Annotated in this window: 21 protein-coding genes and 1 pseudogene; 13 read left to right on the top strand and 9 right to left on the bottom strand. The window is 47.1% G+C overall.

Going from position 1 to position 25,190, the window contains the following annotated elements; genetic code table 11:
- Positions 1 to 55: 55 nt before the first annotated feature.
- The 5 genes and pseudogenes from ACYQ0C_RS11390 to ACYQ0C_RS11370 form a co-directional block, all read left to right on the top strand.
- Positions 56 to 1,402 carry an O-antigen ligase family protein gene (locus tag ACYQ0C_RS11390; protein WP_016277632.1) on the top strand — a complete coding sequence of 449 codons (1,347 nt, stop codon included), beginning with the start codon at positions 56 to 58 and terminating at the stop codon, positions 1,400 to 1,402.
- On the top strand, positions 1,350 to 2,351 hold the full coding sequence (locus ACYQ0C_RS11385) for a glycosyltransferase family protein (RefSeq protein ID WP_016277631.1): 1,002 nt from the start codon (positions 1,350 to 1,352) through the stop codon (positions 2,349 to 2,351). Before ACYQ0C_RS11390 ends, ACYQ0C_RS11385 begins: the two co-directional genes overlap by 53 nt.
- 17 nt (positions 2,352 to 2,368) lie before the next feature.
- Positions 2,369 to 3,472, top strand: a complete 1,104-nt coding sequence (locus tag ACYQ0C_RS11380) for a glycosyltransferase family 4 protein (RefSeq protein WP_016277630.1) — start codon at positions 2,369 to 2,371, stop codon at positions 3,470 to 3,472.
- Between the two features lie 179 nt (positions 3,473 to 3,651).
- The gene (locus ACYQ0C_RS11375; protein ID WP_235783265.1) at positions 3,652 to 4,515 is read left to right on the top strand and encodes a hypothetical protein; all 864 of its coding nucleotides are present in this window, start codon (positions 3,652 to 3,654) and stop codon (positions 4,513 to 4,515) included.
- 59 nt (positions 4,516 to 4,574) lie between these two features.
- Positions 4,575 to 5,714 (top strand): annotated as a pseudogene (locus ACYQ0C_RS11370) (ATP-binding protein); the annotation flags it as partial.
- Between the two features lie 137 nt (positions 5,715 to 5,851).
- On the opposite strand, the gene ACYQ0C_RS11365 reads toward ACYQ0C_RS11370, so the two are convergent.
- From ACYQ0C_RS11365 to ACYQ0C_RS11345, 5 genes are all read right to left on the bottom strand, one after another.
- Positions 5,852 to 6,364: an N-acetylmuramoyl-L-alanine amidase gene (locus tag ACYQ0C_RS11365; protein ID WP_025077111.1), complete on the bottom strand. Its 513-nt coding sequence runs from the start codon at positions 6,362 to 6,364 to the stop codon at positions 5,852 to 5,854.
- On the bottom strand, positions 6,361 to 6,480 hold the full coding sequence (locus ACYQ0C_RS11360) for a smalltalk protein (protein ID WP_175271236.1): 120 nt from the start codon (positions 6,478 to 6,480) through the stop codon (positions 6,361 to 6,363). The genes ACYQ0C_RS11365 and ACYQ0C_RS11360 overlap by 4 nt, the downstream gene beginning before the upstream one ends.
- A 74-nt stretch (positions 6,481 to 6,554) precedes the next feature.
- On the bottom strand, positions 6,555 to 7,061 hold the full coding sequence (locus ACYQ0C_RS11355) for an HU family DNA-binding protein (RefSeq protein ID WP_025077112.1): 507 nt from the start codon (positions 7,059 to 7,061) through the stop codon (positions 6,555 to 6,557).
- Positions 7,062 to 7,368: 307 nt separating this feature from the next.
- Positions 7,369 to 7,575 (bottom strand): DUF4248 domain-containing protein, encoded by a 207-nt coding sequence (locus tag ACYQ0C_RS11350; RefSeq protein WP_128812066.1) that lies wholly within the window; start codon positions 7,573 to 7,575, stop codon positions 7,369 to 7,371.
- A gap of 207 nt (positions 7,576 to 7,782) precedes the next feature.
- Positions 7,783 to 10,107: a VapE domain-containing protein gene (locus ACYQ0C_RS11345; protein WP_175271235.1), complete on the bottom strand. Its 2,325-nt coding sequence runs from the start codon at positions 10,105 to 10,107 to the stop codon at positions 7,783 to 7,785.
- Between the two features lie 128 nt (positions 10,108 to 10,235).
- On the opposite strand from ACYQ0C_RS11345, the gene ACYQ0C_RS11340 reads away from it, so the two are divergent.
- The 8 genes from ACYQ0C_RS11340 to ACYQ0C_RS11305 all read left to right on the top strand — a co-directional run bounded on the left by ACYQ0C_RS11340 (position 10,236) and on the right by ACYQ0C_RS11305 (position 19,626).
- Positions 10,236 to 10,682, top strand: a complete 447-nt coding sequence (locus ACYQ0C_RS11340) for a hypothetical protein (RefSeq protein ID WP_016277626.1) — start codon at positions 10,236 to 10,238, stop codon at positions 10,680 to 10,682.
- 168 nt (positions 10,683 to 10,850) lie between these two features.
- Positions 10,851 to 12,029 (top strand): glycosyltransferase, encoded by a 1,179-nt coding sequence (locus ACYQ0C_RS11335; protein ID WP_016277625.1) that lies wholly within the window; start codon positions 10,851 to 10,853, stop codon positions 12,027 to 12,029.
- 16 nt (positions 12,030 to 12,045) lie between these two features.
- Positions 12,046 to 13,119, top strand: coding sequence for a radical SAM protein (locus tag ACYQ0C_RS11330; protein ID WP_016277624.1), 1,074 nt, complete (start codon positions 12,046 to 12,048; stop codon positions 13,117 to 13,119).
- Positions 13,120 to 13,298: 179 nt separating this feature from the next.
- Positions 13,299 to 14,519: an AAA family ATPase gene (locus ACYQ0C_RS11325; RefSeq protein ID WP_016277622.1), complete on the top strand. Its 1,221-nt coding sequence runs from the start codon at positions 13,299 to 13,301 to the stop codon at positions 14,517 to 14,519.
- A 3-nt stretch (positions 14,520 to 14,522) separates the two neighbouring features.
- The gene (locus ACYQ0C_RS11320) at positions 14,523 to 15,158 is read left to right on the top strand and encodes an RloB family protein (RefSeq protein ID WP_005852674.1); all 636 of its coding nucleotides are present in this window, start codon (positions 14,523 to 14,525) and stop codon (positions 15,156 to 15,158) included.
- A gap of 184 nt (positions 15,159 to 15,342) precedes the next feature.
- Positions 15,343 to 16,431: a glycosyltransferase family 4 protein gene (locus tag ACYQ0C_RS11315; protein ID WP_016277621.1), complete on the top strand. Its 1,089-nt coding sequence runs from the start codon at positions 15,343 to 15,345 to the stop codon at positions 16,429 to 16,431.
- An 11-nt stretch (positions 16,432 to 16,442) separates the two neighbouring features.
- Positions 16,443 to 17,252, top strand: a complete 810-nt coding sequence (locus ACYQ0C_RS11310; RefSeq protein ID WP_032942037.1) for a YjbH domain-containing protein — start codon at positions 16,443 to 16,445, stop codon at positions 17,250 to 17,252.
- Between the two features lie 10 nt (positions 17,253 to 17,262).
- The gene (locus tag ACYQ0C_RS11305) at positions 17,263 to 19,626 is read left to right on the top strand and encodes a DEAD/DEAH box helicase (RefSeq protein WP_016277619.1); all 2,364 of its coding nucleotides are present in this window, start codon (positions 17,263 to 17,265) and stop codon (positions 19,624 to 19,626) included.
- Positions 19,627 to 19,743: 117 nt separating this feature from the next.
- Here ACYQ0C_RS11305 and ACYQ0C_RS11300 read toward each other — a convergent pair whose 3' ends face one another.
- From ACYQ0C_RS11300 to dnaB, 4 genes are all read right to left on the bottom strand, one after another.
- On the bottom strand, positions 19,744 to 19,989 hold the full coding sequence (locus ACYQ0C_RS11300) for a TIGR03905 family TSCPD domain-containing protein (protein WP_007835123.1): 246 nt from the start codon (positions 19,987 to 19,989) through the stop codon (positions 19,744 to 19,746).
- A gap of 1 nt (position 19,990) precedes the next feature.
- Positions 19,991 to 20,731 carry a YebC/PmpR family DNA-binding transcriptional regulator gene (locus ACYQ0C_RS11295; RefSeq protein WP_016277618.1) on the bottom strand — a complete coding sequence of 247 codons (741 nt, stop codon included), beginning with the start codon at positions 20,729 to 20,731 and terminating at the stop codon, positions 19,991 to 19,993.
- A gap of 33 nt (positions 20,732 to 20,764) precedes the next feature.
- A complete protein-coding gene (pheT, locus tag ACYQ0C_RS11290; protein ID WP_016277617.1) occupies positions 20,765 to 23,227 on the bottom strand; it encodes a phenylalanine--tRNA ligase subunit beta in 2,463 nt (820 codons plus the stop codon).
- A gap of 154 nt (positions 23,228 to 23,381) precedes the next feature.
- On the bottom strand, positions 23,382 to 24,938 hold the full coding sequence (dnaB, locus tag ACYQ0C_RS11285; protein WP_016277616.1) for a replicative DNA helicase: 1,557 nt from the start codon (positions 24,936 to 24,938) through the stop codon (positions 23,382 to 23,384).
- Positions 24,939 to 25,190 lie beyond the last annotated feature (252 nt).

The raw sequence follows: 25,190 nt of genomic DNA, 5'->3' as shown, positions 1-25,190 counted from the left end.
TTTTACGTTCAGTATATAGGTACTTTTTCGGGGGCTGACATTTTATGCTTTATATATGGATATTTTTAATGTAATTATTCTGATACTTTTTGCTGAGGTCATATTTTTCCCTATCAACAAAGGGTATTCTTTGGCTGCTGTAATAGTTATACTACTTTTAGTACCAGGTATTTTGAAGTTTAATATAGGTGTGAATTTAAATGTGTTCAATTTAAGCATATTCATCTTTTGTGCTCTTTTATTTTTTTATAGCAGGCATCAACAAGTACAATTCCGAGGAATTTTCCAGATAATAAAAGGGTATTGGGGCTATGTTGTTGTCTGTGCATTTTTAGCATCATTTGGTGAAATTTCTATTGGAGAGTATCTGAAGAACATGCTATTGTTTTCTGTAGAATATACGATGTTTGCCTATGCTATGTGTTATATAAGCTTGGATGATAAGGCAATTAAGATCATAGATATATCATTAATAGTCTGTGCTTTTATAATTATTGCTTATGGGCTATTTAATTATTTCACATTTTTCAATCCATATATTGCTTATATCAGTTTGTTAACGGATAATTTTGATATGGCAAATGTTTTTCAAGAAGAAAGCCGTGGTTTAATTGCAGGGCGAATATCCAGCACTTTTATTCACCCGTTACAGTTGGGACAAGCTTCATTATTACTTTTTTGTTATGCACTACATCAATTTGAGCATCGTTCTCGGTTATTTATATATTGGCCGTTGGTTGTTGGCTTGATGTTGATGTGCGTGTTTTGTGGATCACGTTCTGCATTAGTGCCAATGTTGCTAGCTATTGCAATATATGTAGTGTATTGTAAAAGAACTTCTTATATCGTGTTATCTGTTTTAGTAGGCATTGTTTTGGCGCTTTTTTGTTATCCGATGCTTTCAAAAGAAACTAAGGATACAGTGGAAGGTTTTGTGTTGTTTTGGAATGATAAAGCGGCTGCTAAGGCTGAAATGCATGGTAGTTCTCTAGGTGGACGTACAGAACAGCTGACCTATGCATTCCAAGTGATTGATAACAGGCTGTTAATGGGATATGGTGAAGGGCACGTACGCAATTATGGAGAGACTCATTCAGGTATGTTGGGTTATGAAAGTGTAGTTTTAGAGGAACTTGTAGATGGTGGAATTTTGGGTACTGTGTTCTTCTTTATTTTCTATATCGGTTTATACAAGGGACTGTTGAGAAAGTGTATAAATAAAGAAGAGAAGGGACGCGCTCATACCTTGTGCGTTCCATTTCTTTTTAGCATTTGTTTGACAGGGATATCTTATTCATTTTTTACCTTGTATATGATATTTTATTTTCTTACTTTATATAATATAATCAATGGCAGAGAACAGCGATTTTACATTGAAAGTAACAGCACTTATCATTCTTAATTACAATAATTATAAGGATACTCTCAACTGTATTAGGAGTGTTGAACATTATAATACTGCTCCTGTTAAATTGGTCGTGGTAGATAATGGGTCTACACATCGTGATGAGGTCATGAATTTGAAACAATATGTAGAGAGGAGGTATGCAGGGCGTAATTTGCGACTCAATGACGAAGAGTTGTCAGTAAAAGTTAGTTCTTCATCGGTAACCTTGCCTTATATTACATTTATTGAAAGTTCATCTAATGATGGATATGCACGTGGTAACAATAAAGCCTTGCATCTTTTGGAGAAGGATGCGGATGTACAGTATGTGATGATTCTTAATAATGATGTACTTTTCATACAGGATATAATTCCTGCGTTGGTAGCTTTTGTGGAGAACCATGAGGATGCCGCATTGGTCAGTCCCCTTTTATATAAGAAGGACATGGAGGAGATTGATGTCAATTGCGCGCGATTTGACACTTCCTATAAAGCAGAATTGGTAGAAAACTTTTTTCATTATTGTTATAAGGCTATAGGGACTGATAATCCTTTTGTGGAAAAACGTTATATTATTAAGAAAGGGACACTTCTTACTAAAGTGATTCCTATTGAACTACCTTCTGGTTCGTGCATGTTTATACGTAAACAATTATTTGCTGACTTGCGTTTTTTCGACCCCTACACTTTTTTGTACTTTGAAGAGAATATACTTTGGCAAAAAGTAAAATCCATAGGCAAGCGGAATTATCTTCTTACAGATTTAAAATGTATTCACTTGGGGGCATCTACTACTTCTTTTTCACCAAGTTTGTTCATTCTGGATCATAATTATAGAAGTGCCCGTTATTATATGAAGAATTATATGGGGGTGTCTAAACCTGCTTATTGGCTTTATTGCTTTTCGGTTGTAGTGTCAAAGTTTTTGCTTCGATTGCAAAAAGCGATTATGCATAAAAAATAATATTTATTTTCTAAAAAATGAAAGTAACCCATATCTTCTGGAGCCTCGGCTTCGGTGGCATCGAGACCATGCTTGTCAATATTGCCAACGAGCAAGCCAAAGCAGGGGCTGAAGTGAGCATCATTATTATTAATGACTGGCTGGAAAAGTCGCTTGTAGACACACTCTCATTGCGTGTTAGACTCGTTTGTCTCAACCGCAAGCTGCACTCGCGTTCACTGAGTTTCATATATCAGTTGAACCGTGTTCTAGACCGGTTATCTCCTGATGTGATTCACCTGCATTGTAGCGAATTAATCCGGTTGCTGTGCAATAAGCAAAGTCGTGTAGCGTGTTCCACGCTACACGACTTACCAATAGGATCGGTAAGGCATGGGCGTCTGATGAACCTTGTGCCCTTTGCCCACATGGTACTCGCCAGATCGAGCAATGTGGTGAACATCGACGAAGTGCCGCTAGTATTCTCTATCAGCAATGCTGTGCAGCAGGCACTGCATGATAATTATGGTGTGGAGAGCACGGTGGTATGCAACGGTATCGTGACCTCCCGTTTTGTCTCACGTCCTAAGACCATGCCCGGCAGACAGTTGCGCATCGTCATGGTGAGCCGTCTAGAACACGACAAGAAGGGGCAGGACTTGCTCATCCGTGCAGTGGCAGCGTTGCAAGGAACTGTTACGGTGGACTTTATCGGTATCGGCTCCAGCATGGAATATCTAAAACAGCTTACTGCCGAATTGCATGCTGAAACGTATGTACGTTTTCTGGGCAAGCAGACGCAGGGCTACGTGGCAACGCATCTGGCTGACTACGACCTCTTTGTGCAGCCATCCCGTTGGGAAGGTTTCGGTCTGACAGTTGCGGAGGCTATGGCGGCAGGCGTACCTGTATTGGTCAGCGAGGGGCAAGGCCCTGCCGAGGTGATACAGGGCAACCGCTATGGCTGGGTTTTTGCCAATGGAGATGCCGACGACTTGCAGCGGCAGATAGTCTTTATCAAGGAACATTATGGCGAAGCGATGACGAAGGCCGATGAAGCGAAGGATTATGTGAGGAATACGTATGATGTGAGTGTCACGGCACGGGCCTACTTGCAGAATTATGAGATTCTAAAAAAATAAAAGTATATTGAATGAATTTCATATAATATGTGTTGTATGAATATCCTCAATATGTCATCTATAATGAATATGCACACATGAATAGAATTAGATACTTTTTTCGCATACACTTAAAAGGAATAACTCGTATTTACCGGTTGTTTCGTAGAATAATGCGTAATGCTTTCTATGTGAGATTAATGGGAATTGGAAAAGTTAAAAAAATTGACACTTTTTTCTTCGTAATAGATCCTCGCTTTAATCATCCCGGGCTTGCTGACCGTATGAAGGCAATAATCGCATGTTATAATGAAGCAAAGAAAAATGGGTTGCATTTCAAGATTGTATTCAAGCAACCTTTTGTGCTGGAGGATTATTTACATCCGACAAGCATAGATAATGATTGGGTGGCCGATTTTAGAGATTTGGAATATTCCTTCTTTAAAACCCGGTTTGTGAATGAGAAACGAGGGTGGCATTTGTCGGCAACGTCTGGGTGTCAATATCATTGCTATAATTATACGGGCGATATTATTCCTGAGATATTTGAGAATACGGGATATAAATGGCATGAACTCTACCATGAGTTGTTTACACCCAACGAGGAAATTGTACGGGCCATCCATGACACGGGGATGCCTCCCCAAAGCTATTGCGCCATACACCTGCGATTTGTGAATGCTTTGGAAGATTTTGAAGAAGGACATTATAATAGACTCTCAACGGAAAGTGAAAAGCAACTCCTTATAGAACGATGTAAAGCTGGTATTCGAAAGATAATTGCCTGCAATCCTCACAAAAAGATGCTGGTGTTTTCAGACAGCAAAATATTTCTACATTCATTAGATGATCTGCCTGTGGAAACGCTCAATCCTGATACCATCGGTCATATTTGTTTTAATAATAATCATGAGCAGGTGTTGAAGGCTTTCCTCGATCAATATATGATTTCGCTAGCAAGTAAAGTTTATATGATCACTGCACCAGAGATGTATTCTAGTTCTTGTTTTTCTTTGTGTGGCGCTAGAATTGGCGGTGTGGAGTTTGAACATATGATTGTATAGGGTTTAAATTCTTCTCTGAAAAGAAATAACCCTTTTTATTAGGATTTAAACGATGAATCATGGAACAGCAGCAGTTGAAGAGATGCCCGATAGGGATACAGACTTTTGAGAAAGTCATAGAGGGGAACTACCTTTATATAGATAAGACGGAATATATTTACCGTATGGCATACGGTGCTTCCAATTATTATTTCCTGAGCCGTCCCCGCCGGTTCGGTAAATCGTTGCTGGTTTCCACGCTGCATAGCTATTTTTCCGGGAAGAAAGAACTCTTCAAAGGGCTTGCCATAGAAAAGCTGGAAAACGAATGGACGGAATATCCGGTGCTGCATTTTGACATGAGCCGGGCCAAGCATGTGGACAAGGAGAAACTGAATGAGTATCTGGTCTGGCAGTTGCGGGGATATAATGAAAAATATGGCCTGACGAAAAACAATGATGCGGAGGTTAACATCCAGTTGGCGGATCTGATAAAGCGTGCCTGTGAACAGACGGGCCGCCAGGTGGTAGTCCTCATTGACGAGTATGACGCGCCCTTGCTGGATGTGATGCACGAGGAAGAGAACCTCCCCGCACTTCGTAATGTGATGCATAATTTTTACAGTCCGCTGAAGGGGTGTGACCCTTATCTGCGCTTTGTGTTCCTGACCGGCGTCACCAAGTTCGCGCAGCTCAGCATGTCCGGCACTTTGAACAATATCTCGAATGTCAGTATGTTGAAACCATACGCTGCCATTTGTGGCATTACTCAGGAGGAAATGCTGGAACAGATGGCCGGACATATAGAACACCTGGCCATATCACAGGAGATGAGCAAAGAAGATATCCTGCTGAAATTGAAAGAGAAATATGACGGTTATCATTTCACTTGGCCTTCGCCCGATATTTATAACCCGTTCAGCCTGCTGAATGCCTTGGAAAGAAGGAAGATAGACAACTATTGGTTTGGCAGCGGCGCGCCCACCTATCTGATAGAGATGCTGCGCAAGTTCCACGTCCTTCCCTCTGAAGTGGGGCACAGTATGCAGGCCATGGCTGCCAGTTTTGATGCCCCTACCGAGCGGATGACAACTATTGTGCCTCTGCTCTATCAGAGCGGCTATATCACGATAAAGGACTATGACAAGCTGACGGAGCTTTATACGCTGGATATCCCGAACCGTGAAATAAGGGTGGGGCTGATGCAAAGCCTGTTGCCGAACTAGCGGAAACCCACAACATTGAAAAGTGGGTGGTGGAGGAATGAAAAGCAAGAATGAAAAACAAGCAAGAAATTAGAACAAAAGGCTAAGACGGAACGCTACTTGTCCGCCTTAGCCTTTCAATAAAAATAAATTTACTTTTCCAAAAATCCGTATTCACTTTCCGTATCAAAACACGGGCACGCCTTCGGAATGCTTCCCGGCATGTCCCGGTGTCCTCGGATCTTCGCGTCCGGAAAGAGTTTCCTGAGCTTCATCAGCAACAACAGCAGCTGTTCACATTGTTCCTGCGTGCGTGTGTCGGCCGGATGCCCTTCCGCATCCAGACCGCCCTCGTAACAGATACCGATGGAGCAACGGTTCCACGGGCGGCAGTGCGCGCCCACTTCCTTCAACTTGCGGTGCTGGGTGACGATGCCCGAGCGGCGGATGTAGAAATGATATCCGATGGTGCGGAACTTGCGCCGGCGGTGGCAACGCAGCAGGTCCTCTACGGTGAAGTCCCGGTTCTCGCGGGTGGCGGAGCAGTGTATGATGATATATTTCACTTTCTGCATATACGGCCCGTCCTCTACGCTTTTCAGCAGTTCTCGTTCGCTCGCCACTTCCTCATCGGCGGTGAGCAGGGGAAAGGATTCCTCTATCATAGGCCAAGAGGAAAGGTTGTGCAGCTGGTGATTCCCAGTGCGGTGAGGGCGGCGATTGCCGCCTGAATGATGGCCTGAATAACCTTCTGCCAGGTGATTTTATTATTTTCGCTCATTATTCTTTAAATTTTAGTTTTCCATAAGAGTTCGGGAAATTACTGGGACGGACTACATGTCCGTCCCAGTCGGGTCACACCTGTTCTTCGGTGGGCTGGTCGGCTTCGTTTCCTCCTCCTTCTCCTCCCGTCAGGTCTACGGTGGTTTCGCCTGCCTTGATGCTCTTCAACAGGATCTTGGCTGCACGGCGCGAGGGGACGAGGTTGAACACGGCATTGTCCAGAAGGTTGCGGAAGCGGTCGCCCGGTGACCAGTTCACGTTGAGCTGTTCGATGTGGATGGCGGGGTTGAAGGTCTCCAGGTTTTCCGCCCCTTGGCTCTGGATGCTGATGCTGAACACGCCCAGGTCGCCCATCTCGATGCGTTTTCCTTCCAGCAGCATTTCACGCATGCAGTCCACGGTCTGCATCAGCACGGCATAGATGTCTGCGCGGTTGTACTTGGATCCGTGGCTGGCGATGTGCTGGGCAAACTTGTCCAGCGTCAGGATGTTGGTGTACTGTGACTTGGCGTAGGCCTTTTTTGGCGCATCCTCGTCGATAGGGTTGCCAAGCATGGCAATACTGTAATTGATTGACATAATCGGTTTGTTTTTAATGGTTAAACACTCAGTCACTGCGCGGCTGTAGCGGACTGTCCGGAATATCCACCGGGCCTGCAGGTCTTGGAGAATGTGCTGAACAGACTTGGCTTGTCCGTTGAACAGACTTAACTTGTCCGTTGAACAGACTTAGCTTGTTCGTTGAACAGGCTTAGCTTGTTCGCTGAACAGGCCTAGTCTGTCCGCTGCATCTCCTTGACGTGTGCAAAGGTATCACCCCTCAAAATCGCAGTGTCCGTCTATGTCCGTTTATGTCCGTCTACGGAAAAATTTCTTTCGGAATGGGTCAGGATGCGGCGGATGGTTCGCCCAGATACTGGCGGATCAGGGTCACCTGCTTCCAGGTGAAGGTTCGGTTCCGGCTTTGGTAGCCGGTTCCGGTGAGGGCTTCGACCAGGGGTTGGCAACGGGCTATCCATCGTGTGAGGTGGCGCACGGCGGTGGCGGAAGTGGCATCGGGAAAATATTGCAGGGCGAGTTCTTGTTTGTTCATGGCTCTTGAATTGTTTCTTTTCTAAGTGACTCTTGAATTGTTTCTTTTGTAAATGCTTGAATATCAATTTCAGTGGAGGATATGGAGGGTTATTATATAACTTATATAAATAATATACTTATTATTCTTTCCTTTAAAGGAAGATACTTCTTATTCCCATATAATGGAAAGTTTGAAAAATATCCTCCATATCCTCCACCAAGTGTGTCAGAAGGGAAGTTCGGCACTCTCCTCGGAAGGCTTTCCGCCGGGGGGATCCGCCTGTTCCTCTCCGGATGGCAACAGCTGCTGTTCCGCCTCGGCCGGCAGCAAGTGCTGCACCTCCTCGGTGGTGCGCTCCACCACCACCCAATAGTTGGCGTTGGAGGCCTTTATCTGCCGGAAGCCCAGCTCGCGCATGGCACGGCCCACCTTCTGGAGGCTCAGCCGCAGCGAGGTGTTTCCGAAACGTCCGATGATCTGGCTGCTGGTGGTATAGACTCCCCGTTCCAGCCCCACGGGCTTGCGGTAGAAGGTCAGGATCAGCTCATACTCCGGACGGGGCACCTCAAACTGCTGCACATGGCCGCGCAACTGCTGTATCTCCTCATCGCTAAACCAGTAACGGAATTTTACGTCTTGATAGAGCGCGTACGTCTGGCTGTAGATGCCCTCGTAGGGGATGTCCGCCTCCCACGGGCTGTCTATGCCCTCCACCTCGAAGGGCAGCCAGCGGCGGTTTCCCGTGTCGTCGGTCAGGAACTGGAGGTTGTTTCCGGTGGCTACGAACGAGGCCACATGGGGCAGGTGCACCTTGTTGCGCCCGTATGCCCGGCGCTCGTCCACGTAGCGTTGCGTCACCATCGCCTTCAGCTGGTTCAGCTCCGAGGGAGGCATGGTGTCGATCTCCTCCAGGTTGATCACCAGGTTCTCGGTCATGGTGAACAGGTCGTCCTTGGTCATGCGGCTCGAATTGCTCTTCGTGGTGTAATATTCGGACAATGCGGGCGGCAGGATATGCTGCATGAACGAGGTCTTGTAACTTCCCTGCCGCCCTATCAGAGTGAGGATCACCTGGTTCACCACGGTCTCGTCCAGAGCCGCGGCAACCATGGACACCATCCACCGTTTCAGGATGTCGGCAAAGCGGACGGGAGCCTCGGAGAGGCCGTCCCGTCCCCGGCTTTTGTCCTGCTGCAACGGACTGTGCGGACTTTCCCTGACATGCACCATGGCGGCCAGCCGGCCGATGTAGTCGGTCTCTCCGTCCCAGGGCGGCAGACTGTCCAGATACTCTTTCAACGGATGATATTCCTTGACGAAATCACTTCCGAGCAGCGTGTGAAGCTCGTTCAGGTTGACCGCCATTCCATGGTGCTGCATGGCGCACCACAGGGAGTTCTCTATGTGGTCGGTGAGCCGCTGCCAGTGGCGGCAGCTGGAAGCTTCGGGACGCTCGGATTTCGCATTCGTATCGGAATCGGCATTCACATCGGTATCTACAATCAGTTGTGTCTCAATCTGATGGGTGAGCATGTTCATCCGGATCTTCATGTAGCCGTTGATAAACTCCTCCATCTCCTCCACGGTGGCCTTCTTATGAGAGGAGTCATTCTCTTTCTCCTTTTTCCGGACGGAACGGGGCAGGGGGACGGTGTTGAACTCCGTCGTGAGCGAGTAACAACTCTTTATAATGGGCAGCAGCTGCCCGCTCGGATAATCGGGAAAAGTCCGGAGCGCCCATGCCTCGGCGTCCGCCTGCGGAACACCGTAGCGGTTGGCATGATAGAAACAGCGGCTTACATAGTCGTTGTAGCTGCCCGGTGCGTATGCTATTCCTTCCTCCTCCAGCAGTGCACGGATAATCTTGTAGGCACGTTCCGCGGTCACGGTCACGGCAGTGCCGCGCTTCGGCTTCTCGCGGGGCTTCATTCCGCCGGTGCGGAAAGAGGCTGCTTCGGGGCGGAGCAGGGCTTCGGGGTCGTGGCAGAGGACCGACATGCGCGTGGCGTTCTTGCACTGTCCGTCAATCTCCACTCCGCACAGGCGGGCGTAATGGTCGTTGACCCACTCCCATACCATGCGGTAGTTGGCCTTGGCCACTCCGCCCTCCACGTGGCTGATGACCCGGATGCCGCATCCCGAGATGGTGGTGTACACCAGGAAGGAATGGATATCCTCCTTTACCAGAGCCAGGATGGCGGCGAAGCGCTCGGGGGGGATGCCGTCTATGTCCACCATGATAAATCCCGTGAATCCCTTGACATGGGCGTAGGTTCTCCCTCCCTCCAGCAGGACGGAGGGGATGAATGCCGGCTGTGCGTTCTTGAGGTTGCTCTTGGTGAGCTTCCATTGCTCCAGCTGCTGCGCGTCGCCTGTCGCCTCGATGGCGGGCAGCGTGGCCAGATGGGTGCGGTAATGACGGGTGGCGGCGGTATGGGTGTCGTCGGTTATCTCCTTGAAAAGAACCTGCCAGGTGGTGGGTTCGGGCCGGGTGTCGCGCAGGGAGTGGAAGCGAGACGGGTTGCTTGAATTGAAAAAATCTTTATTCATAATGTATAGCGTAGAATTTTGTGTCTGCAAAGTACAGGGTAAATTTTCAGGAGGACAATAGTGGTTTAAAATAATCACTCTATGATTTAAAATAATCGGGAATAATTAGAAAATAAGATAAAACAACAATGAAAAACGAGACTAAAGAATCTCAAAATACTGCGAGAGCAAGTGTTGTCATCAACATTCATGGTGGTAACAACCAAATACTGCCTAATGCTATAGAGGTAGTGCAAAATTTTTATGGTGCTGAGTTCGCCCATGTGAGAAAACAGAACAAGGGTATGGAGGAGAAAGACGAGGATGAGGCAGTGCGTGTTGCCCGTGGCACGTTGTGCATTTACTACTCTGATGACTGGGAACTGGATGATATCATCCGCCGCATAGCTGATTGCCGCAGTGCGTCGGACCTGGCGAACCTGGTGGTGAATGATATGTATAAGCATACCATCCTTAGTGCCGAACGTATGGTAAGCAAGGATTTCATAGAGGCGCTCCAGCAGTTCCTGACGTTCAAGTCGGGGACGTCCACGGGGAATATTCGTACGCAGATAAATAATGTGAGGAGAGAATGAGATAATGCATAGAGAGCGGGAGAGATCGATGGAAAAACTGGCGGAGTTGTGCGAATGTCAGATGTGAGAATTGATCGATATTCTTTACCCTTAAAGTGTATAACAAAATAACTTAATCAGGCTTTGCAGCCTTGAAAATCTTGCAGGTCATATAATTAATGTTGATATATGAAAATCTTACTGGCTAATAAATTCTATTACCGCCGGGGCGGTGACTGTGTCCATACACTCAACTTGGAGCAACTGCTCAAAGCGCACGGTCACGAAGTGGCTGTGTTTGCCATGGACTACCCTGAAAATCTGGAAACTCAATGGAGCAAGTATTTTCCTTCTGAGGTGAAGTTCAAACTCGGAACGGGCATGATTGAAGCACTGATGAGACCGTTTGGCACGCGGGAGGTACAGCGGAAGTTCAATGCGCTGCTCGATGATTTCCATCCGGATGTGGTACATCTCAACAACATCCATTCGCAACTTTCGCCGGTCATTGCAGAGATGGCGCACGAAAGAGGTATAAAGGTGGTGTGGACCCTGCACGACTATAAATTGCTGTGCCCTCGATACGATTGTTTGCGAAATGGGGAAACGGTATGTGAATCCTGCTTTGCAGACAAGCACAAGGTGTTGGAATATAAATGCATGAAAAACTCGAAAGTAGCAAGTTTCCTCTCTTATGGTGAGGCAATGAAATGGCACCGGGAGCGCTTGGAGAACTGCACGGACGCTTTCGTCTGTCCTTCACAATTTATGCGCGACAAGATGAAGCAGGGTGGATTTGCTACTGCAAAGTTGCACACATTGTGCAATTTTATCGATGTAGCCCCATGTGTGGCCGATGATTACAGTCAACGTGATGATTATTATTGCTTTATCGGCCGCCTTTCGCACGAGAAAGGTGCCAAGACTCTGATTGAAGCGGCCAATGCGTTGCCGCAACATAAACTGGTGGTTATTGGGGGAGGGCCTTTGGAAGACGAGTTGAAGTCTATGGCAGGCAAGCACATTGAGCTGGCAGGCTTTAAACAGTGGAGCGAAATCAAGCGCTTGGTGGGCAAAGCCCGTTTCTCGGTCATCCCATCGGAATGGTACGAGAACAATCCGCTTTCGGTGATAGAAGCTCAGTGCTTGGGTACTCCGGTGCTGGGTGCCCGGATTGGAGGTATCCCTGAATTGATATCAGAGGAAACGGGCATGACTTTCGAAAGCCGCCATACGGCCGACTTAAAGAAAAAAATTGAAGCGATGTACGGTCGGACTTTCAACAATGCTAAGATTGCTGTCGCTTCACATAAGCGTTATAATGCGGAAAGGTATTATAATGAAATAATCACAGTGTATAAAATGTAAAAATATTATAATATTTATGGCTTATCAAAAAACTGTTCCTATTCCTACGGACGCAAGTATCATCCTGACTTATCGTTGTCCCATGAAGTGCAAGATGTGCAACATCTGGTTTAATCCCACCAACAAAAGCGAAGAGATAAAAGCGAGTGATTTGAGAACACTGCCTAAGTTGAAGTTTATCAACCTGACGGGTGGCGAACCTTTCGTCCGCGAGGATTTGGCGGAGATTGTGGAGGAATGCTACCGGCATACCGACCGTATTGTCATTTCGACCAGCGGATGGTTTGAGGATCGTGTGGTGGCGCTGGCAAAGAAGTTTCCAAATATCGGCATCCGCATCTCTATCGAGGGATTGAGTTGTAAGAACGATGAACTGCGTGGACATGCGGGAGGTTTCGACAAGGGACTTCGTACACTGCTGACATTGAAGGAAATGGGGCTGAAAGATATCGGTTTCGGCTGCACGGTGTCTAACAATAATTCTAAAGACATGCTTTCGCTCTACCAACTGAGCAAGAGCTTGGGGATGGAGTTCGCCACAGCTGCTTTTCATAATTCGTACTACTTCCACAAAGAAGACAATGTAATCACTAATAAAAATGAGGTGTGTGGTGACTTCAAGCAACTCATTGAATGGCAGCTGAAGGAGCGTCATCCGAAGAGCTGGTTCCGTGCCTGGTTCAATATGGGACTGATAAATTATATTGAAGGCGGTCGCCGTATGTTGCCTTGTGAGGCCGGTTCGGCTAACTTCTTCATTGATCCCTTTGGTGATGTATATCCTTGTAATGGGCTGGAAGAGAAGTATTGGAAGAAGTCGATGGGAAACATTCATGAAACTCCCGACTTTATGACTATATGGGAGAGTGAGCAGGCACAGGAGGTTCGCGCCATGGTGCGCCGTTGTCCCAAAAACTGCTGGATGGTGGGAACTGCCAGTCCTGTGATGCACAAATATATCAAGTATCCGCTGAAGTGGGCGTTGGTCAATAAACTGAAATCACTGCAAGGAAAAGATATTTGTCTGGAACCGAAATGGTGCGATGTAGGGCAAGATCCTGAGCAAGGTGATTTAAGGGAGAAATTCTGATGAAACTAGTAGTTACCGGCACCCGTGGTATCCCCGATATCATGGGTGGCGTAGAGACGCATTGCGAGGAACTGTTACATGTTGTTAGACATAAAATAATATAATTCACTTGATAGTTATCCTTATATGAAAAATAAAAGCTATATTTGTGATAAAATCTCGAATGAAGCGATTAAAGTATGATTATTCAATTTACAATAGGAAATTTTCTATCTTTCAAAGAACAGTCTACATTGTCATTAGCGGCATCGGCTTTGAAAGAAATACAGGTTCCGGCTGAAGATATAATCTTTAGTGTAGGGACTGCCGGATTATTGTTAATGAAGAGTGCGGTTGTTTACGGTGCCAATGCATCCGGTAAATCCAATTTCATTAAAGCATTTGAGTTCTTCAAGTGGTATGTGATAAATTCATCGAAGGATATTCAGGCAGGGGAACGTGTCAATATAGAAAGTTTCCGGTTAAATTCGCTTACAGCAGGTGAACCAGGTTATTTTGAAGCCATATTCTGTGATGAGGATAATCAATATCGTTATGGTTTTGAAGCTGACAATTCATCGGTACATTCGGAATGGCTCTATCAAAAAGCTAATAAGAAAAGGGCTAAGGAGGTGGAATTATTCTACCGGGAAAAAGACAGTTTTGATATTCATACCAAGTTTGCCGTTGGTAAAGAGCTTGCAGGTAAACGAATGGTGAGAGCAAATGCACTATTACTTTCTGTTGCGGCACAATTCAATGATCCGACGGCAGTGGAGATCATGAAATGGTTGAACGATACCACTATTATTTCAGGTTCTAATGATGAGAAGATATGGAATACCGCCACCATCCAACTGGATGACATCACAATGAAACAGCGAATTGTGGAGTTTTCCCGTTATGCTGATTTAGGTATTGAAAATATTGAAAAAATTGATAATACTATTGTCAGTACGCATACACAATACGATGATGAAGGTAATGAAGTCAAAGCTGTTACCTTCCCATTCAGGAAAAATGAATCGGAAGGTACAATAAAGTATTTTTCTTTAGCATATCCCATTATTGATGCTTTGGATAATGGGAAGCGTCTGATTATAGATGAATTTGATTCCAAAATGCATCCACTTCTTACGTGTAGAATTATTACCTTGTTTAATTCAAAAGAAACAAATCCGAAAAATGCCCAATTGATTTTCACTACCCACGATACAAACTTGTTGAGTGCTAATATATTCCGACGAGATCAGATTTGGTTTACACAAAAAGACCGTTATGGAGCAACCGAACTTTATTCATTGGCAGAGTATAAAGTTCGTAATGATGCTTCGTTTGAAAAAGATTACCTGTCCGGAAAGTATGGAGCTATTCCAATTGTCGGAGATTTAACCCGTTTGTTTAATACGCAAGAAAAATAAACTATGGCGGCTACAAAAAGGAAAAATATGAATCCGCGTATCGAAAGAAAGATAACCCGTATCAGTGGTGTGCGTGAAGTGAAACAAACATTTCTGATTATTTGCGAGGGGGTTAATACTGAACCAGACTACTTTAATGCCTTCCGCTTGACTTCTGCCACTGTGAAAGCTATCGGTCAAGGCATGGGGACATTAGCATTAGTACAGAAAGCTATCAATATAAAAGAGCAGGAAAGGCAAAGAGGAAGGACATACAATCAGAATTGGGTGGTCTTTGACAAAGATGATTTTCCAGAAAATGACTTTAACTCCGCAATCCTGTCAGCTCGCCAGAATGGTTTTGAAGTGGCTTATAGCAACCAGGCTTTTGAATTTTGGTTCTTGCTTCACTTCAATCTGTATCAGGGGGCTTTGCATCGTTCCAGATATGAAAAAATGTTGAGTACTTTGCTCGGATTTGCTTATACAAAGAAGTCGGGCGTAAGCTCTAAAATGTTTAATGCTTTATTTCTTAAACAAGAACAAGCCATTAATCACGCTAAAACTATCATGAAACAATTTGATGGGAATAATCCGGCACAACAAGAGTCTTCTACTACTGTTTATAGGCTTGTAGAAGAATTGAATAATTTTTTATAGAAAGCCAAATAATTGGGGCGAAGTTGCCTTTGTCTGGTTGTTGAGGGATTTGGCGTGGTTTCTTAATAACTAATATTTACCGATAAAACTTATCTCCTCATTTCCTGTATCAGGAAATGAGGCTAAATGCATTGTGGCTGTCCTATTCGGATTGTAGCCTTCATTAATAATAATCTAAATTCTGATGAAACTAGTAGTTACCGGCACCCGTGGTATCCCCGATATCATGGGTGGCGTAGAGACGCATTGCGAGGAACTGTTTCCCCGCATTGCGGATAGGGATGTGGATACGACCGTAATCCGCCGCAGGAGTTACGTGAGAGATTCACTCACGGAATGGAAGGGTGTGAAACTGGTGGACATTGATGCGCCTAAAAAGAAATCTTACGAAGCGATTGTCCATACATTCCGTGCCATCAACCTGGCGAAAAAGTGGAAGGCGGACGTGGTGCATATTCATGCCATCGGGCCTGCGCTATTAGTGCCATACGCCAAGATGCTCGGCATGAAGGTGGTGTTCACGCATCACGGGCCCGACTATGACCGTGACAAGTGGGGCTTTGCCGCCAAAAGTGTGCTGAAACTGGGGGAGCGGTTGGGATGCAGGTTTGCAGATGATGTAATCGTCATATCTGAAGTAATTCAGGATCTGATTGCCCGGAAGTACCATCGGCGTGAGAGGGTACATCTGATTTACAATGGTGTGCCGAAGCCTGAAATTTGCGACTATCCCGACTATTTTGAAGAACTGGGTATTGAGAAAGGAAAGTACATCCTTGGCATGTGTCGTTTTGTGCCGGAGAAAAACCTCCATCACCTGATAGAAGCTTTTAAGAAGTTGGAAGCTGGAGATTGTAAGTTAGTGCTGGCGGGCGATACGGATTTTGAAGATGAATATTCACTGGGGTTGAAGAAGATGGCGCAAGAGGCAGGCGTGGTGCTGACGGGATTCGTGAAGGGACGTAAGTTGCACTCGTTGCTGACAAATGCTCGCTGTTATTGCCTGCCTTCATCGCATGAAGGGTTGCCTATTGCATTATTGGAGGCCATGAGTTATCACTTGCCGGTGGTGGTGAGTAATATTCCTGCCAATCTGGAGGTAGGCCTTTCTTCTGACTGCTATTTTCATTGTGGAGATGTGGGTGCTCTTGCCGCTCGATTGCAGAAGGTGATAGACGAGGATTATCATAGTGTGCAGTATGACATGGCTCCGTATGATTGGGACAAGATTGCAAAGCAGGTGATGGGAGTTTATGAGGGTTTGTTGAAATAAGAATAAAACGGATGATGATAAAGAAGTTGATTTACGGGACAGTGTTACTGATGGTTGTATGCTTGCAGCAAACGAAAGCGCAATATGTATATGGCACCACGGGGCTTCTTCACGCCCCCAGCGCGGATATGCAGCGCGACAAGACTTTTCTGTGCGGGTTTTCCTATCTGCAAGTGGCGGCTACCCCGAAGCATTGGAATTATGACACGTGGAATTACTACATAAACATCACCCTCTTTCCGTGGCTGGAAGTGGGCTATACCTGTACGCTGCACAAAATAGGATTGCCCCAGTATGGTTATTCATATAAGTTCCGCAATCAGGACCGCCAGTTTTCCGCCCGGCTGCGTGTATGGAAGGAGGGATGGTGGAAGGAGTGGACACCGCAGATAGTGGTGGGGGCGAACGATCCGTCCACCAACGATGTGCTGGGCGACCCCGATAAGGACGATTATGGTTTTACGGGTACGTCTTCGGTGGGTAACGGACACTGGAACCGCTATTACATAGTTGCCACCAAGCACTTCGGGGTGAAGAATGTGGGGGAGTTGGGGATGCACTTCGGTTATGTCTATAACAAGCGGCTGGATTATCACCGGAACGGACCTGTGGCGGGGGTGAATTTTCAGTTTGCCCTGCCGGCTACCTCTTTTTGGATGAAGGCTGTGAATGGGCTGAATGTGATAGCGGAATACGATAGTTATTCGGTGAATTGCGGTATCGGGTATAACTTCTGGAAGGATTATATCGGTGGTGTGGTGGAACTGACCCAATGTAAGTATCCCAGTGCAGGGATGGTATTCAGGATACATCTGAAATAAGGGATGATGTATGGCAAGAAACGACGGTCTCCGTGACTACCAGCAGGAGATGAAGCTCCGCCTCTTTGAAGAGTGGGAGCTTCACCGGAGTGTGATGGTACAGATGCCCACCGGCACGGGAAAGACACATCTGCTGGCTGCGGTGGTGAAAGAGTTTCTCTGTGGTGGCGGTGTCGGTATGCGGGTGTGGATAGTGGCACACCGCAGGGAGCTGGTGGAGCAGATAGAGGAAACCGTAGCCCGGTATGGAATGGGAAAAGAACCGGACAAATCGGCAAAGAACGGAAGGACGGGGAAAGACAGTATGCCGGAAGAATCCGGGAGGGTGCGGGTATTTTCCATCCAGTGGTTGTCCCGTAACTGGAAGAATAGGGAGGAATCCCCCGGATTGATCGTCATTGACGAGGCACATCATGCTTTGGCGGAAACCTACCGGGAGCTTTGGAAGAGATATCCGGAGGCAAGGAAACTGGGCATGACTGCTACTCCCTGCCGGCTGAACCGCAAGGGATTCACGGATTTGTTTGATACCCTGATTACTTCATGGAGCATTGCGGAATTTATCGGGAGGGGCTGGTTGTCGTCCTTTGACTATGTGTCCATCCGTGCGAACAGCAGGGAACAGCGGCTGGTTGACTCGTTGAAGAAGCGGGGTGCGGACGGGGATTACCAGGTGAAGGAAATGAATGCGGTGCTGAACCGGGAGACCGGTATCCGACAATTGTATGAGAGCGTCCGTCGATATGCCGCCGGGAAGAAAGGGATAGTCTATGCCGTGAGCATCGCACACGCCCGACAGATTGCGGCTTATTACAGCCTGCATGGCGTGGAGTCTGTTGCTATCGACAGCAGGACCCCCGCTCTGGAACGTAAGGAACTGGTAGAGGATTTCAGACGGGGCAGGATCAGCGTACTGGTCAATGTGGATATTTTTTCCGAAGGTTTCGACTGTCCCGATGTGGAGTTCGTGCAACTGGCACGTCCCACGCTTTCGCTGGCGAAATACCTGCAACAGGTGGGACGGGGGCTTCGGAAGTCGGATGATAAGGACTCGTGTGTGCTGATAGATAATGTGGGCTTGCACCGGATATTCGGTCTGCCTGTCCGTGACCGTGACTGGGAGGCGATGTTCGAGGGGCGGATGGCTGGAAATGCCCAGCCCCGGATACGGACGGAGAACAGCGGGCTGTCCGTGTCCGTTCCGCTGCCGGAGGATGGCAGGCGGAATGAAGAACTGGAGGTCGTGATGACACACGCCCGTCTGCTGGATGCTGTCCGGAACGGGGACTTGGTTTGTCTGGGAGAGGACGGTCCGGCCGGTGGGGAGCAACGGACGGCCTTGAAAGCCTGTCGTGACCGGCAGAGTGGTTTGTGGGGCTTGAGGTGCGGGAACAAAATCACCGTGCTCCCTCAATACCGGGAAGTGTTTGATCTTTGTGCGGACCGGGCTGCCGTCCGTTTTGAGGACGGCCGGGCAGGAGTGGTGGATGATTCCGGAACTCCCCTGATGGTGACAGACCGCTGCCGGAGGTTGAGGTTCCTGAAAGGGGAACTTCTTGCTGTCACCCGGGAGGACGGGAGCGACTGCTACACCGACTTGAGGACAAACAGGACTTACCGGGAGAGGCCGGTGGTCTTTTCATACGGCGGCATAGAGCTGCTGCGGGTGGGGGAGAGTTTCCATAGCCGCACGCGGAAGGCGTATGTCTCCATGTATGGCTTGCACAAGGACAGTCTCTGTTTTCATGGTTTCTACCTGAAGATACCGGATTACCGTGTTCCGAAGTCCTGCCGGCTGGTCGATCCTGTGTGGACTACCCTGTTTGATGTTTTCGCCTGTGTGCTGGCCGGTGATGACGAGGAGGTGTACTGGTGCTGCGGCCGTCTGGCGGACCGGAGCATCGTGGTGATGGACGGTGATGGGAACTATTATCATGTGGAGAAAGGCCGGGGGAAGCGGTATATAGCCTGCAATGCTCCTAAGGCAGGCGAGGCGGATTTTGCCTCTGTGATGGAAGATCTGATGGAGGAGGCCGTGCGGCGTGCGGAGAGTGTACAGCGGGAACGGCAGCAGGACGAGGAGGAGAAAAGGCGGAAGAGACTGGATGAGATAAAAGATGTGCTTCCTTTCCGGATGGGGCTGAAGTGGGGGTTGAAATGGGGCGACCGCATCGTAGTGCCTCCCTGTTACCGGAATATCTGTGTTCCCGTGGGCGGTTATTGTGCTTTTGAAGGGAATGCCTGCCAGTGGGGAGTGATGGCGCTGGATGGAAAAGTGGTGGTGGAGGCCAGGTATCAGAAGGTGGAGATAGAAAAGGATGGAACGGTGCATCTGACCATTATTCCGGGTAAGGTGAAGACCATCAACCTTTGAGGGGCCTTGAAGAAATCAGAAAATGAAACGGAACAATGATCCGGAAGTAAGATAGGATATTGGAAAAATAAGAGAGGCTGTCTCACACTTGAACTGCAAGATGAGACAGCCTCTTTTTTATTGTTTCATTTCACGCAACGCCTTACATAATTGATCCGGGCAGGAGGTGGAGCGGTTTCCGCATCTTACACCTTCCAGTTTCTGTAAGACCTCTTCCACTTTCATTCCTTTCACCAGCCGGCTGATGCCTTGTAAATTTCCATTGCATCCGCCCCAAAAGAAAACTTGTTGAATAACGTCATCTTCCACTTCCACTTCAATGTGGCTGCTGCAAGTGCCTTGCGTCTTATAGGTTATTTTCATTTTATTCTTCCTCTTCAGATGCAGGCTTCATATTGGTATAAACGGTTTGAACATCATCGAATTCTTCCAGACGTTCTACCATCTTGTCCAGCGTTTCACGTTGTTCGGGAGTCACGTCTTTCAAATCGTTGGGGATATAAGTGAAATCACCACCCACTTCTTCGAAACCACATTCTTCCAGGTGCTTCTGGATAGCTGCATAGCTCTTCGGATCACCGTAGATAGTGATTGTTCCTTCTTCTTCATCTTCATCGAACTCATCTTCTACATTATAGTCGATCAAGTCCAGAATCAGTTCTTCCATATCTATTCCTTCTTTCTTCTTGAAGGTGAATACACATTTATGGTCGAACAAGAAAGCCAAAGAACCGGTAGTACCCAGGTTTCCACCGAATTTGTTGAAGACTGAACGCACATCTGCCACGGTACGGGTAGTGTTGTCTGTCAATGTATCGACAAATACAGCTACTCCGTGAGGGCCATATCCTTCGTAAGTCATACCTTTGTAGTCACTGGTATCCTTACCCATTGCATTTTTAATAGCGCGTTCGATGTTATCCTTCGGCATGTTTTCACGCTTACAAGTAGCGATAACACCACGCAGGGTTGGGTTATTTTCGGGTTCCGGACCACCTGCCTTTACTGCGATAGCGATCTGTTTGCCCAGTCTTGTAAATGTTTTGGCCATGTGGCCCCATCTTTTCAGCTTTGTAGCTTTTCTATATTCAAATGCTCTTCCCATTGGATTGTAGTTTTATAATGGTTATTTTTATTGTTATCTTAGTTTTGCACCTAGTTTGTTTTCCAGGTTGGCAATCAGTTTGGACATGATCTTGTCAATCTGTTTGTCGTTCAGTGTCGCGCTTTCATCCTGCAACAGGAAGCTCACCGCGTAACTCTTCTTGCCCGCTTCCAGATTCTTGCCTTCATAGACATCAAACAGTTCCACTTCTTTCAGCAGTTTCTTTTCTGTCTCATAGGCTATTTTTTCGATTTCCGCGAACTGCACATTCTTGTCAATCAACAAAGCCAGGTCACGTTTCACAGCCGGGAACTTGGAAAGTTCTTTAAAGTTGACTTTAGCGGACTTGATGGCTTTCATCAGTTCTTTCCAGTTGATTTCGGCATAATATACCTCATTGTCTATATCGAATGCCTTTTGAATCTTCTTGCTGATGATGCCGAAGGTGGCCAATAACTTGCCGCCACGTGTGTGTACGCTGATGGCTGTTGAATAGATATCGTTGGTCAGGTTACCGAATACCACGTTGCCGAAACTCAATCCCAAACGGGTGAAGATGTTCAGCACGTATGCCTTCAGCTCGTAAACATTGCTGTTCTCATCGGGATGGGCCCATGAATTGCTGACGCGTTTGCCGGTTACCCACAGTCCTAAATGATATTCTTCCGTATATGCAGCAAGCACTTTTTCCGGGTTCTTCTTTTCTGCATTATAGAAATAGCAGTTACCGAATTCAAAGAATTTCAAGTCAGCGTTCTTACGGTTGGCATTGTGCTGGATGCTTTCCAAACCACCGAATAACAAGGTTTGACGCATCACGTTCAAATCGTTGCTCAATGGGTTCATCAAGTACACCAGATTTTCGTTCTTGTATGTTTCCGATGCTTCGTAATAAGCGGCGGCGGTCAGTGAGTTGTTCAGTATTTCATTGAATCCACAACCTACCAGTTGCTCTGAAATCAGGTTCTGCAATTTCTGGGAGTAATCCACTTCACCTTTGGTGGTCAGGCTGGATTTCAAGGTAGTAGGAATCTCCACATTATTATATCCGTAGATACGGAGAATGTCTTCCACTACATCGCAATCACGTTGCACATCCACACGATAGGGGGGGACTTGTAAAGTCAGGCCTTCGGGCGTTTCGTTCACAATTTTCATTTCAAGACTGGTGACAATGCTCTTTATGGTTTCCACCGGTAGGGTTTTTCCTATCAGTGAGTGGACTTTTTCATAATTCAGCTCTACGGTGAAATCGGCTGTCGGGGCAGGGTAGTTGTCTTTGATCTCGGAAGAGATAGTACCTCCTGCCAGTTCCTGAACCAGTAGAGCCGCTTCTTTCAAGGCATAAATGGTTCCGTTGGGGTCAATGCCACGTTCGAAACGGAAAGAAGAGTCTGTACTCAATCCATGGCGGCGGGCTGTCTTACGTACCCAGGTAGGGTTGAAATAAGCGCTTTCCAGGAACACATCTACTGTCTGTTCGGTTGTTCCCGAATCCAGACCGCCGAATACGCCGGCAATGCACATCGGTTCTTCGGTGTTGCATATCATCAGATCCCTGTCGGACAATTTGCGTTCCACTTCGTCCAACGTGACGAATGCAGTACCTTCGGCCACAGTCTTCACTACGATTTTACCGCCTTTAATCTTATCTGCATCAAAACAGTGCAGGGGCTGGCCGTAGGCGTGAAGGATGTAGTTGGTGATATCCACGATATTGTTGATGGGACGTACCCCGATCAGACGTAACTTGTTTTGCAGCCATTCGGGGCTTTCTTTTACAGTGACCCCTTTGATGGAGACTCCGGCATAGCGCGGACAGGCTTCCGTATTCTCTACTTCGACGTCGATGTCCAGATCATGGTTATCCACTTTGAACGCTTCCACAGACGGACGTTTCAAGGTGGCTTGTTTGCCGTTCTGAATCAGATATGCATACAGGTCGCGCGCCACACCGTAGTGTGAGCAGGCGTCCGCACGGTTCGGAGTGATATCCACTTCCAGTACGTATTCGCTCTTGATATTGAAATAATCCTTGGCGGGAGTACCCGGAACGGCATCCGCCGGCAGTACGATGATACCTTCGTGGCTGGTTCCGATACCGATTTCGTCCTCGGCACAGATCATACCCATGGATTCAACTCCGCGGAGCTTTGATTTCTTGATGGTGAAACATTCTTCGCCATCGTATAGTTTGGTACCCAGTGTGGCAACCACCACTTTCTGTCCGGCAGCTACGTTAGCGGCTCCGCAGACAATCTGTACCGGTTCGCCTTGTCCCAAGTTGACAGTAGTGACATGCATGTGGTCCGAGTTGGGATGAGGTTCGCAAGTCAGCACTTCGCCGATGACAATACCTTCCAGACCACCTTTGATTGTTTGGACTTCTTCTACGCCTCCGGTTTCCAGACCGATGGAGGTCAGCGCTTCGGCTACTTCATCGGGTGTTAAATCGAAGTTGACGTATTCTTTCAGCCAATTATAAGAGATATTCATATATGATATTTTTTATGTATTTCAAAATGACCTGCAAATTTAGTAATTATTTTCTTTTATCCTGTTATTTATCCACCACAGATTACTCAGATTAACACAGATTTTTTCTTTGAGGGAAATAATCCGTGTTCATTCTGTGAGGGATAAATAAGTGTCAGAACGGTAAAGGCCCTTCGGGCATAGGTGCTCCGAACGGATTGTTATCGGCAGGTATGGTATCGGGAGATGGGGGAGGCACACTGTTGCCGCCACCGTTCATCTTGGAGCGGATAATACCCGGCGCCTCACCCGGCATAGGTACGATGATATCGTCGTCCGGATTCTGGAAACGGGCGAATTCGCCACGGAAACGCAGCAGCACATCGCCTACGGCACCGTTACGGTGCTTGGCGATAATGATCTCCGCCATACCGTGCAGGTCGTTCCCTTTTTCATCCGAATAGATTTTATAGTATTCCGGGCGGTGGATGAAGCATACCATATCGGCATCCTGCTCGATGGCTCCGGATTCACGGAGGTCACTGAGCTGGGGACGTTTTCCGTCAATACCCTCACGGCTTTCCACACCACGGTTCAACTGGCTCAGTGCGATGATGGGGATGTTCAGCTCTTTGGCCAACCCCTTCAGCGAGCGTGAAATGGTACTGACCTCTTCCTGACGGCTGCCGAACGACATTCCGCTGGCATTCATCAACTGGAGGTAGTCGATGATGATAATCTTTACTCCATGCTCGCGTACAAGCCGTCGTGCTTTGGTACGTAATTCAAAGACGGACAAGGATGGTGTATCATCCACATACATCGGTGCATCGTATAATTCTTTTATCTTATAGTCCAGTTGTCCCCATTCATACGGAGCCAGCTGGCCGCTCTTGATTTTCTCACCCGGAATTTCGCACACGTTGACAATCATACGGTTGACCAACTGTACGTTGGACATTTCAAGAGAGAACAAAGCCACAGGGATCTTCGCGTTTACCGCCATGTTCTTTGCCATGGAAAGCACAAAAGCCGTCTTACCCATGGCAGGACGGGCGGCGATAATCACCAGGTCGGAGTTCTGCCAGCCCGAGGTCATTTTGTCCAATGCATGGAAACCGCTTTCCAGACCGCTCAGACCGTCCGTCCGTGCCGCCGCTTTTTGAAGCATCTCATACGCTTCCTGAATGACAGGGTTGATTTGCGTGTAATCCTTCTTCATGTTCTGTTGTGAGATTTCGAACAGTTTTCCTTCCGCTTCCTGCATCAGGTCGTCCACGTCTTGGGTCTCGTCGAAAGCCTTTGTCTGGATGTTGCTGGTAAAGGTGATCAGTTCGCGTGCCAGAAACTTCTGCGCGATGATACGTGCGTGATATTCTATGTGTGCGGAAGAGGCTACCTTGCCGCTCAGCTGTGTTATATAAAAAGGACCGCCTGCCTCTTCCAGTTCACCGGTGCTACGTAATTGTTCGGCCACTGTCAAGATATCGACCGGTTGCTGGCGCAGAGCCAACGAGGTGATAGCCGAATAAATAAGCTGGTGACGGCGTTCATAAAAAGATTCGGGGCGAAGAATCTCACTTACTAATGAGTAAGCGTCTTTTTCTATCATTAAAGCTCCCAATACAGCTTCCTCCAGCTCAGGTGCCTGAGGCTGCAAATGTCCGTATTCGTCAACAGGTTTTGCTTTCGGAGCTCTGGGAGTGCGTGTCGTTTTTCTCGTTTCTGCCATTGTCATCTGTTTAAAGTAGGGCAAAGATAGAACTTTTTGCTGAGTTGGACACTCGTCCATCCCCAAAAATAATAAAAGAAATATGAACCTGGATCAACAGAGAAATGAACAATCTGGACAGTAATTGGTTTTTTTATATGGTAAAATGAAAAGTTTGTTCTATATTTGGCGCTCTGTCCGGATAAAGAGATGGCGTGCATCTTTGTAGAACGGGCAGCAATCTTGACGAAACACACTAAAAATAATTATTTA

This window comes from Phocaeicola sartorii JCM 17136 = DSM 21941 (assembly GCF_054653615.1).
The sequence above is the reverse complement of the archived record's forward strand: the minus strand, read 5'-3'. Positions and strand labels throughout refer to the sequence as shown.

Coding starts and splice junctions, on each gene's coding strand:
- ACYQ0C_RS11350 (WP_128812066.1), bottom strand. CDS start 7,575: ATGAACAAACAAGAACTCGCCCTGCAATATTTTCCCGATGCCACTTCC.
- ACYQ0C_RS11380 (WP_016277630.1), top strand. CDS start 2,369: ATGAAAGTAACCCATATCTTCTGGAGCCTCGGCTTCGGTGGCATCGAG.
- pheT (WP_016277617.1), bottom strand. CDS start 23,227: ATGAATATCTCTTATAATTGGCTGAAAGAATACGTCAACTTCGATTTA.
- ACYQ0C_RS11335 (WP_016277625.1), top strand. CDS start 10,851: ATGAAAATCTTACTGGCTAATAAATTCTATTACCGCCGGGGCGGTGAC.
- ACYQ0C_RS11345 (WP_175271235.1), bottom strand. CDS start 10,107: ATGAATAAAGATTTTTTCAATTCAAGCAACCCGTCTCGCTTCCACTCC.
- ACYQ0C_RS11385 (WP_016277631.1), top strand. CDS start 1,350: ATGGCAGAGAACAGCGATTTTACATTGAAAGTAACAGCACTTATCATT.
- ACYQ0C_RS11305 (WP_016277619.1), top strand. CDS start 17,263: ATGGCAAGAAACGACGGTCTCCGTGACTACCAGCAGGAGATGAAGCTC.
- ACYQ0C_RS11315 (WP_016277621.1), top strand. CDS start 15,343: ATGAAACTAGTAGTTACCGGCACCCGTGGTATCCCCGATATCATGGGT.
- ACYQ0C_RS11300 (WP_007835123.1), bottom strand. CDS start 19,989: ATGAAAATAACCTATAAGACGCAAGGCACTTGCAGCAGCCACATTGAA.
- ACYQ0C_RS11365 (WP_025077111.1), bottom strand. CDS start 6,364: ATGATAGAGGAATCCTTTCCCCTGCTCACCGCCGATGAGGAAGTGGCG.
- dnaB (WP_016277616.1), bottom strand. CDS start 24,938: ATGGCAGAAACGAGAAAAACGACACGCACTCCCAGAGCTCCGAAAGCA.
- ACYQ0C_RS11375 (WP_235783265.1), top strand. CDS start 3,652: ATGGGAATTGGAAAAGTTAAAAAAATTGACACTTTTTTCTTCGTAATA.
- ACYQ0C_RS11310 (WP_032942037.1), top strand. CDS start 16,443: ATGATGATAAAGAAGTTGATTTACGGGACAGTGTTACTGATGGTTGTA.
- ACYQ0C_RS11340 (WP_016277626.1), top strand. CDS start 10,236: ATGAAAAACGAGACTAAAGAATCTCAAAATACTGCGAGAGCAAGTGTT.
- ACYQ0C_RS11320 (WP_005852674.1), top strand. CDS start 14,523: ATGGCGGCTACAAAAAGGAAAAATATGAATCCGCGTATCGAAAGAAAG.
- ACYQ0C_RS11390 (WP_016277632.1), top strand. CDS start 56: ATGGATATTTTTAATGTAATTATTCTGATACTTTTTGCTGAGGTCATA.
- ACYQ0C_RS11325 (WP_016277622.1), top strand. CDS start 13,299: ATGATTATTCAATTTACAATAGGAAATTTTCTATCTTTCAAAGAACAG.
- ACYQ0C_RS11360 (WP_175271236.1), bottom strand. CDS start 6,480: ATGAGCGAAAATAATAAAATCACCTGGCAGAAGGTTATTCAGGCCATC.
- ACYQ0C_RS11355 (WP_025077112.1), bottom strand. CDS start 7,061: ATGTCAATCAATTACAGTATTGCCATGCTTGGCAACCCTATCGACGAG.
- ACYQ0C_RS11295 (WP_016277618.1), bottom strand. CDS start 20,731: ATGGGAAGAGCATTTGAATATAGAAAAGCTACAAAGCTGAAAAGATGG.
- ACYQ0C_RS11330 (WP_016277624.1), top strand. CDS start 12,046: ATGGCTTATCAAAAAACTGTTCCTATTCCTACGGACGCAAGTATCATC.